The sequence below is a fragment of the Micromonospora sp. NPDC052213 genome (genome assembly GCF_040679695.1).
Taxonomy (GTDB): Bacteria; Actinomycetota; Actinomycetes; order Mycobacteriales; family Micromonosporaceae; genus Micromonospora.
Window position 1 is genome coordinate 1 of the sequence record NZ_JBFAVI010000236.1, and the last position, 8428, is coordinate 8428.

Below are 8428 nucleotides of genomic sequence, written 5' to 3' on the forward strand. Positions count from 1 at the left end.
GCCGCCGCCGACGTCGTTCCGGAGACGGCGGCGATCTCGGCCAGTCGGCGCCCGGCGTGCGAGAATCGCGCCGAGGTGAGACGAGCATCGATGGCCTGCTGCTGACCACGCTGCTGCCCCTGGTCGGGTTCGTGCTGCTGACCGGCGGCAACGCGTTCTTCGTCGCGGCCGAATTCGCCCTGGTCACCGTGGACCGGCCCGAGATCGAGCGCCGCGCGACCTCGGGCGAGGGCCGGGCCGCGACCGTACGCCGGGCGCTGCGGGAGCTCTCCTTCCAGCTCTCCGGGGCGCAGCTCGGCATCACCCTCACCGCCCTGCTCACCGGCTACCTGGCCGAGCCGGCGCTGGCCCGGCTGTTCACCCCGCTGCTGCGGCCGGTCGCCGGGGACGCCGCCGACCGGTTCACCCCGCTCCTCGCCCTGGCCCTGGCCACCCTGCTCTCCATGCTCTTCGGCGAGCTGGTCCCGAAGAACCTCGCGCTGGCCCGGCCGATGCCCACCGCGCTGGCCACCGCCGGCCCGATGCGCGCGTTCTCCCGCACCTTCGGCTGGCTGATCAGGGCGCTCAACGACTCGGCGAACCGCCTGGTCCGGGTGCTGGGGGTGGAGCCGCAGGAGGAACTGGCCAGCGCCCGCTCGCCGGAGGAACTGGGCCTGCTGGCTGCCATCTCGGCACGGGCCGGCGCGCTGCCGCCGGACACCGCGATGCTGCTGCGCCGGACCATCCGCTTCGGCGACAAGCGGGCCGCCGAGGCGATGACCCCGCGGGTGGACGTCGTCGCGCTGCGGGCCACCGCCACGGTGGCCGAGCTGCTGGCGCTGTCCCGGCAGACCGGGCGCACCCGCTTCCCGGTGTACGAGGAGACCCTCGACCTCGTGACCGGCGTCGCCGGGGTGCCCGACGCGCTGGGTGTGCCGCCGGCCAGGCGGGGCTCGACCACGGTCGGGTCGGTGGCCCGCGAGCCGGTGTACGTCCCGGAGAGCCTGGACCTCGACGGGGTGCTCGCCGCGCTCCGGGTGGCCGGCGCCGACCTCGCCATCGTCGTCGACGAGTACGGCGGCACCGACGGGGTGGTCACCACCGAGGATCTGGTGGAGGAACTGGTCGGCGAGATCGCCGACGAGTTCGACCCGGACGCGGTGGACGACGCCGGCCCGGTCGAGCTGACCGTGCCGGGCGGGGAGCGGACCGTCCTCGTCGACGGGGTGCTGCGCTCCGACGAGCTGGCCGAGCAGACCGGTTTCCGGCTCTCCGAGGGGCCGTACGAGACGCTCGCCGGGTTCCTGATGGCCCGGCTGGGGCACATCCCGGTGGCCGGCGAGACGGTCGAGGAGTCCGGCTACGAGTTCACCGTCGTCGAGGTCGAACGGCACCGGATCGAGCAGGTCCGGGTGGTTCGCCCCGAGGAGCCGGGCGACGATGCCTGAGCTGCTGGTCACGATGGCGCTGCTGCTCGGCAACGCGTTCTTCGTGGGCAGTGAGTTCGCGCTGATCGCGTCCCGGCGCACGGTGGTCGAGCCGTTGGCGGCCACCTCGAAGCGGGCCCGCTGGGCGCTGTCGGCGATGAACCAGATCCCGCTGATGATCGCCGGGGCGCAGCTCGGCATCACCGTCTGCTCGCTGGGGCTGGGCGCGATCGCCGAGCCGGCCCTGGCGCACCTGTTGGAGCCGGCGTTCCACGCCGCCGGGCTGCCCGACCGGGCGGTCCACCCGGTGGCCTTCGTGCTCGCCCTCGGCGTGGTGGTCTTCCTGCACACGGTGGTCGGCGAGATGGTGCCGAAGAACATCACGCTGGCCGGGCCGGAGCCGTCGGCGCTCTGGCTGGGGCCGGCGATGCTGGCGTTCTGCCTGGCCACCAAGCCGCTGCTGCTGGCGATGAAGTGGGCGGCCCGCCGGGTGCTGGGACTGTGGCGGATCGAGGCCACCGAGGCGGTGAAGACGGTCTTCACGGCGGAGGAGTTGGCCGGGCTGGTGGCGCAGGCGCGTACGGAGGGGCTGCTCGACGCCCAGGAGCACGCCCGGATCACCGGCGCGCTGGCCCTGCACAGCCGGACCGCCGCCGACGCCCTGCAACCCTGGTCGACGGTGACCACCGTCGCCGAGGACGTCTCGCCCGCCTCGCTGGAGGTGCTGGCCACCCGGACGGGTCGGTCCCGCTTCCCGGTGGTGCAGCGGTCCACCCGCCGGGTGCTCGGCTTCGTGCACGTCAAGGACGTCCTCGGGTACGCCGGGGTGAGCCGACGCGCCCCGGTGCCGGCGGAGGTCTACCGGCCGCTGGCGGTGGTGCCGCCGGACCGTACGCTCGCCGACCTGCTGCTGTCGATGCGCCGCGAGCGGCGGCACATGGTGCTGGTCAGCGACGGCCGCCGGCCGCTCGGCGTGGTGACGTTGGACGACGTATTGACCGCCATCGTCGGTCACCGGGCCGACACCCTTGGTACGCAGACGATCGCGCAGGCGTGATGTGAACGATGGTCGCCTTGATTCCGCTCGGCGCCTTCCCTAATGTTGGGCACCGGCCGCTGTGGGTCGTCTGTCTCGCCCCTCTTTCCTCGCGCGAGGCGCCCGGCGGTCGGGTTGCAAAAGGAGTCGGTGCCGGTGGCAACCATGCCCCCTCATCGTCACGCACCGGGACGGTCTGCTCGTCCGGGTGGCCTGCGCCGGGCCGCCCACCGTCTGCTCACCCTCCTCGCCGCCGCGGTCGTCGGCGTCGGTGTGCTCGCCGCGCCCGCGTACGCCGAGCCCTCGGTCGACGAGATCGAGGCCGCGATCGACAAGAAGTGGGAGCAGCTCGAGCCCACCATCGAGCAGTACAACAAGGTGCGGGCGCAGCTGAAGGTCAACCGCAAGAAGTCGGCGGACCTGCAGAAGAAGATCCAGCCGTTGGCGCTGGAGACCGAGCTGGCGATGGACCGGGTCGGTGACCTCGCCGCCCGCTACTACATCTCCGGCCCGTCGCAGGAGATCGGCGCGCTGCTGGTCAGCGCCAAGCCGGACACGCTCACCGAGCAGCTGACCCTCCTGGACCGGCTGGCGGCCCAGGAGCGCAAGCAGCTCGAGGGCGTCACCAAGGTCCGCGACAAGTTCGACGCGGAGAAGCAGAAGCTCGACGCGCTGATCGTGGCGCAGACCAAGCAGCAGGACGACCTGGCGGCGAAGAAGAAGCAGATCGACGCCGACATCAAGAAGCTCGAGGCGTCGCTGCCGGTGACCACCGTCAAGACGGAGAAGTGCCCGACCATCAACGGCGTGGTCAGCGAGGCGGCCCGGACCGCCATCAAGACCGCCTGCGCCCAGGTCGGCGACCCGTACGTCTGGGGCGCCACCGGGCCCAACTCGTTCGACTGCTCGGGCCTGACCCAGTACGCCTACAAGGCGGCGGGCATCCACCTGACGCACTTCACCGGTGCGCAGTGGAACGAGGGCAAGGCCATCCCGCGCTCCGAGGCGCGCCCCGGTGACCTGGTGTTCTTCTTCACCGACCTGCACCACGTCGGCCTCTATCTCGGCAACGACAAGATGGTGCACGCGCCCCGGGCCGGCAAGCCGGTCAACGTCTCCAGCATCAACACGATGCCGGTGGCCGGGTTCCGTAGGCCCGGCTGATCCCGCACCACGCACGGAAGGGCCCCCGGTCGGGTAGACCAGGGGCCCTCGTCGTGCTCGGGGACGGCCTGCGCCGGTCCGGGCGAGCGGTGGGTTACTGGGGCGCCCCCAACGCGGAGGGCAGCACGTTCACGTCGTCCAGGTTGACGTACATGACCCGGTGGCCGAACTGGACCTGCACGTACCTGTTCTCGCCGCGGATCACCGTCCAGTCACCCGGCGACGACCCGTCGAACGTGACGGCCCGGTAGTACTCGCCGGGGAGCACCGTGCCGACGGCGTACCGCTGGCCGGCCGAGAGGGTGTACTGGAGCGGGGAGATCGGCTGGTAGGGCACGCCGGCCGGGTAGGCGGCCTGCTCCGGGTACGCCCGGCCGTAGACCGGGATGGTGGCCCTGCCGTCCTTCGGGGTCACCACGAAGCCGACGGACCACTTCGCGGTCGGCTTCGAGGCGGGGTTGTGGAACCACGCCTTCTGGCCGAGGTACCAGATCGCGGTCCAGTCCCCCCGCACCTCGGCCAGGGCGTACGTCTGCCCGGCGGAGGCCCGGGCGCCGTGGTCGGAGATGTACATGGTGTTCGGGGTGCCGTCGGGCCGCAGCGCGATGTCGTTGACCAGCGGCGCGTCGTGGCTCGGCGCGCTGTGCAGGATCACCGCGGACGAGCCGCGCAGCGGGCAGGGAGCCACCGGCGGGGGCGGGTTCGGCACGCCGGGCGGCTGCCGGTTGCAGCCGGTGAACTGCGGCTGGTTGGTGGCGAAGTCCGGGTCGATGGTGACCAGCCCCGTGTGCGGCGTGCCGGTCGACGTGAACGGCGCCTTGAGCAGGTCGAAGTAGTGCGACCAGTCCCAGTACGGGCCCGGGTCCCAGTGCATGCCGCGCACGGTCGAGGCGACGGTGCCGGGGACGTTGTCGTGACCGATGATGTGCTGCCGGTCCAGCGGGATGTTGTACCGCAGCGCCAGATGGCGGACCAGCTTGGCGGAGGTGCGGTACATCGCCTCGGTGTACCAGGTGCCGTGCCCCGCGAAGCCCTCGTGCTCCAGGCCGATGGACTTGGCGTTCACGTACCAGTTGCCGGCGTGCCAGCCGACGTTCTTGGTCTTGATGTGCTGGGCGATGTGGCCGTCCACCGAGCGCAGGGTGTAGTGCCAGCCCACCCGCCTCGGGTCCTTGACCAGGTTGACGCTGGGCCCGAAGTAGCCCTCGGTGTCGTGGATGACGATGTACTCGATCTTCTGCTGGGCCGGCCGGTCGGCGAGGTCGTGGTTGCCGTAGTCACCCACGGTCGGGCCGTACTGGGCGTAGGGCGCCGGGATCCACTCGCAGGAGATCGTGTCGGGGCACTCCAGCCCGTCGGGCCGGGCGACCTTGCGCAGGCCCAGCCGGTCGAGCCAGGAGCGTTCCGGCTGCACCGCGCTGGCGGGGAGGGTGACCCGGTGCCCGTCGTCGGTCAGCCGGCTGTCGCCGGCGCCGATGGTGGCGTACACCTCGTTGGCGAAGGCCGCCGCGGCGTCGGCGCTGTCCGCGCCGGAGTACCGGGCCACGGCGCCGTACCAGGCCGCCGGGTCCGTGTCGGCGCCGACCGGGGCGCCGATCTCCTTCTGGTACGCGGCCAGCAGCGCCGCGCCGCCCCGGATGTTGGCCGTGGCGTCCGTGCGCAGCGCCTCCTCGCTGGCGCCGGTCAGCCCGGCGGCGGCGTCGAGCGTCCGCAGCGAGGCTTCGGCGGGAGGCTGGGCGGCCGGCGGCTCGTGCGCCTCGGCCAGGGACGGGCGGGAGTCGTCGCCCCGCGGGTCCTCGGTGCCCTCGTCGTGGTGGGTGCCCCCGGGCAGTGCGGCGACGTACTCCGCGTCGGTGAGGTGCATCGGTCCGAAGCCGCCGCTGGTGCTCGGCGTTCCGGCGTTGGTGTCCCAGCGGGACTGCAGGTAGGAGACTCCGAGCAGGACGCTCTCCGGCACGCCGTACTCCGCGGCCGCGGCGGCGTACTGCTGCTGCCGGTCGGTCGTCGATGCGGCGGCGGCGGTTCCGGCGGCGGTGAGCGGCGTCGCCGCCAGGGCGGCCGCCACGGCGGCGGCCAGCAGGACGCGTCTGCTCCTCGATGTCGCTGACAGGTGCATCAGACCCCCAGGTCGGACGGGCGAATGTGGGGCCACCTTCGCCCCGGGCGCCACCTCCGGTCAATACCTTTCCATGCGTCACTTACCGAAGAAGGAAAATTTCGTCGCCGGAGGTACTCGCTCCCACCGGCCGGCACGAATACGGTGTGTCACGGCTCGATGGGTTGCGGATCGATAACGACCGTCTCTACTCTGGTCATTCGTCGGCCGGCGACAGTCCGCCCAACCGGGGCGGTAACGGTCCGACACCGCCGAGTCGCTCCCGAGCGAGCCGGGGACCCAGGTACCCCGGGGTGAATCCGCAGCACCTGCGGTAGGGCGTCCCCTTCCCGCCCGAACCCGTCAGCTAACCCGGTAGGCGGTACGGGAAGAAGGAGTACGGAGCCCGGTGGCACACCATGCCCCGCGGCCACCGTCGGCACGGTCGGCACCCGCCGGCCCGACGACGGCTGCGCCGCGCCCACGCTGGTACCGCTGCACCACCGCCCTCGCCGCCCTGGCCGCGTTCGCCGTCGTCCTGACCGGCGGCGCCACGGCGGCCCACGCCGAACCGACGGTCGCCGAGATCGAGCGCCAGATCGACGAGGACTGGAACAAGCTCGAACCGATCATCGAACGGCACAACGCCACCCGCCAGGACCTGGCCGCCAAACGCAGGCAGGCCGACGCCCTCGCCAAGCAGATCAAGCCCCTGGAACGGCAGGTCGAGCAGGCGATGGAGGAGGTCAGCGCGCTGGCCGTCCGCGCCTACAAGGGCGAGAACGTCTCCGCCGTCAACGCCCTGCTGGGCAGCCGCTCGCCCGACCAGATGGTCGGCCAGCTCGAACTGCTCGACCGGTTCGCCCAGCACCAGCAGCAGGACGTGCGGCAGGTCGCCGAGTTGCGCGACCGACTGGCCGAGAAGAAGGCCCCGCTCGACGAGATGGTCGTCCAACTCGGCCGGACGGAGGCCCAGCTCGCCGCGAAGAAGAAGCAGATCAACGCCGAGATCGACCGGCTGCAGAAGCTGCGGCTGCGGATCTACGGCAGCGGCGGCGGCGGTTCGCTGCGCCCCGCCCCCTGCCCGGCCAGCTACCCGGGTGGCGGGGCCGGCACCGCGGTCAAGTTCGCCTGCGCCCAGATCGGCAAGCCCTACGTCTGGGGCGCCGAGGGCCCGAACGCGTACGACTGCTCGGGCCTGATGCTCGCCGCCTGGGCGAAGGCCGGGGTCTCGCTGCCGCACAACGCCGCGCAGCAGCGCCGGGTCACCGCGACCGTCACCCGGGGCGAGCTGCGCCCGGGAGACCTGGTCTTCTACTACAGCGACCTGCACCACGTCGGCATGTACGTCGGCGGGGGCTGGGTGGTGCACGCCTCCCGAGCCGGGGTGCCGGTGAAGATGAAGAAGGTCGACGACGGCCCGATCCACAGTTACGGCCGCCCCGGCTGAGCGGGTGAGGAACGGGCCCTTCCTGACGCACCCGGTGGCGGAAGGGCCCGCGCCTCACGGCGACCGTCGGGTCAGCGGGTCGGCCAGGTGCGCCAGTGCTGCCAGGAGCGGCTCGGGGTCGGGCCGCGCTGCCCCTGGTAGCGCGAGCCGTAGACGGCCGAGCCGTACGGGTGCTCGGCCGGCGACGAGAGCCGGAAGATGCAGAGCTGACCGATCTTCATGCCCGGCCAGAGGGTGATGGGCAGGTTGGCCACGTTGGACAGCTCCAGCGTCACGTGGCCGGAGAAGCCCGGGTCGATGAAGCCCGCGGTGGAGTGGGTGAGCAGGCCGAGCCGTCCCAGGCTCGACTTGCCCTCCAGCCGCCCGGCGAGCTGGTCGCCGAGGGAGATCACCTCCAGCGTCGAGGCGAGCACGAACTCGCCCGGGTGCAGCACGAACGGCTCGCCCTCGGGCACCTCGACCATCGACGTCAGGTCGTCCTGCTGCATCGCCGGGTCGATGTGGGTGTAGAGATGGTTGTTGAAGACCCGGAAGAGCTTGTCCAGGCGGACGTCGATGCTGGACGGTTGCACCAGCGTGGGCTCGAACGGCTCCAGCGCGAGCGTGCCCGCCTTGATCTCGGAGACCAGGTCGCGGTCGGAGAGCAGCATCGCACCACCTTAGCGAGCGATGTGCGTGACCTGCGTGTCGGACTACCTGTTCGTACACGTGTTCGATAGAATGTCGGCATGGCTTCCTGGTCCGAATTCGCCGCCGACGAGCCCCGCCTCGCCGACGGGATCCGCTCCCTCATGCAGCAGTACGGGCCGGGCTTCGGCTACCTGGCCACCGTCCGCGCCGACGGCGGGCCCCGGGTCCATCCCGTCTCTCCGGTGATCACCGACGAGGGGCTCTTCTGCTTCGTGGTCGACTCGCCGAAGCGGCGCGACCTGGAACGCGACGGCCGCTACGCCCTGCACTCCTTCCCGCCGGAGGAGAGTGACGACGAGGCCTACGTCGCCGGCCACGCCCGGCCGGTCACCGACCCGGCCCGGGTCGCCCGGCTGGCCCGCAGCCACCGGGCCGCGCCGCAGGTCGACTGGCGGCTGTTCGAGTTCACCGTCGACGTGGCCATGCTCGCCCGCCGCGAGCCGGGCGTCGCAGGCGGCGCAGGCGAGGGGCACGGCCGGCCCGCCGTCCAGGTCTGGCTCGACCCCGGCGCGACCGCCGGCGGTAGCCGGATCTGCGCGACGACGACCGCGCCGGTCAGCAGCCCCACCAGCGGCCAGACCGCGCGG

The 8428-nt window shown here is 72.2% G+C and carries 7 protein-coding genes and 1 riboswitch; of the genes, 5 read left to right on the forward strand and 2 right to left on the reverse strand.

Annotation, left to right across the window (positions count from 1 at the left end):
* Positions 1-113 precede the first annotated feature (113 nt).
* From AB0L34_RS31535 to AB0L34_RS31545, 3 genes are all read left to right on the forward strand, one after another.
* Complete coding sequence (locus AB0L34_RS31535) at positions 114-1427, forward strand: hemolysin family protein (RefSeq protein WP_357450612.1); 1314 nt, start codon at positions 114-116, stop codon at positions 1425-1427.
* Positions 1420-2463 carry a hemolysin family protein gene (locus AB0L34_RS31540; protein WP_363709036.1) on the forward strand — a complete coding sequence of 348 codons (1044 nt, stop codon included), beginning with the start codon at positions 1420-1422 and terminating at the stop codon, positions 2461-2463. The genes AB0L34_RS31535 and AB0L34_RS31540 overlap by 8 nt, the downstream gene beginning before the upstream one ends.
* Before the next feature lie 129 nt (positions 2464-2592).
* A complete protein-coding gene (locus tag AB0L34_RS31545) occupies positions 2593-3606 on the forward strand; it encodes an NlpC/P60 family protein (RefSeq protein ID WP_363709037.1) in 1014 nt (337 codons plus the stop codon).
* Positions 3607-3700: 94 nt separating this feature from the next.
* Here the strand turns inward: AB0L34_RS31545 and AB0L34_RS31550 are convergent, their stop codons facing one another.
* Positions 3701-5722, reverse strand: coding sequence for a peptidoglycan recognition family protein (locus AB0L34_RS31550; RefSeq protein WP_363709039.1), 2022 nt, complete (start codon positions 5720-5722; stop codon positions 3701-3703).
* 239 nt (positions 5723-5961) lie between these two features.
* A riboswitch (cyclic di-AMP (ydaO/yuaA leader) is annotated at positions 5962-6098 on the forward strand.
* 12 nt (positions 6099-6110) lie between these two features.
* Here AB0L34_RS31550 and AB0L34_RS31555 point away from each other — a divergent pair.
* Complete coding sequence (locus AB0L34_RS31555) at positions 6111-7151, forward strand: NlpC/P60 family protein (protein ID WP_363709041.1); 1041 nt, start codon at positions 6111-6113, stop codon at positions 7149-7151.
* A 71-nt stretch (positions 7152-7222) separates the two neighbouring features.
* Here AB0L34_RS31555 and dcd read toward each other — a convergent pair whose 3' ends face one another.
* Positions 7223-7801, reverse strand: a complete 579-nt coding sequence (dcd, locus tag AB0L34_RS31560) for a dCTP deaminase (protein WP_350683119.1) — start codon at positions 7799-7801, stop codon at positions 7223-7225.
* 78 nt (positions 7802-7879) lie between these two features.
* Here dcd and AB0L34_RS31565 point away from each other — a divergent pair.
* On the forward strand, positions 7880-8428 hold a 549-nt coding region (locus AB0L34_RS31565; RefSeq protein WP_363709043.1), incomplete at its 3' end, for a pyridoxamine 5'-phosphate oxidase family protein.

Excerpts from the sequence above, each read along its gene's own strand:
- dcd (WP_350683119.1), bottom strand. The coding sequence starts at position 7,801 with ATGCTGCTCTCCGACCGCGACCTGGTCTCCGAGATCAAGGCGGGCACG.
- AB0L34_RS31550 (WP_363709039.1), bottom strand. The coding sequence starts at position 5,722 with ATGCACCTGTCAGCGACATCGAGGAGCAGACGCGTCCTGCTGGCCGCC.
- AB0L34_RS31540 (WP_363709036.1), top strand. The coding sequence starts at position 1,420 with ATGCCTGAGCTGCTGGTCACGATGGCGCTGCTGCTCGGCAACGCGTTC.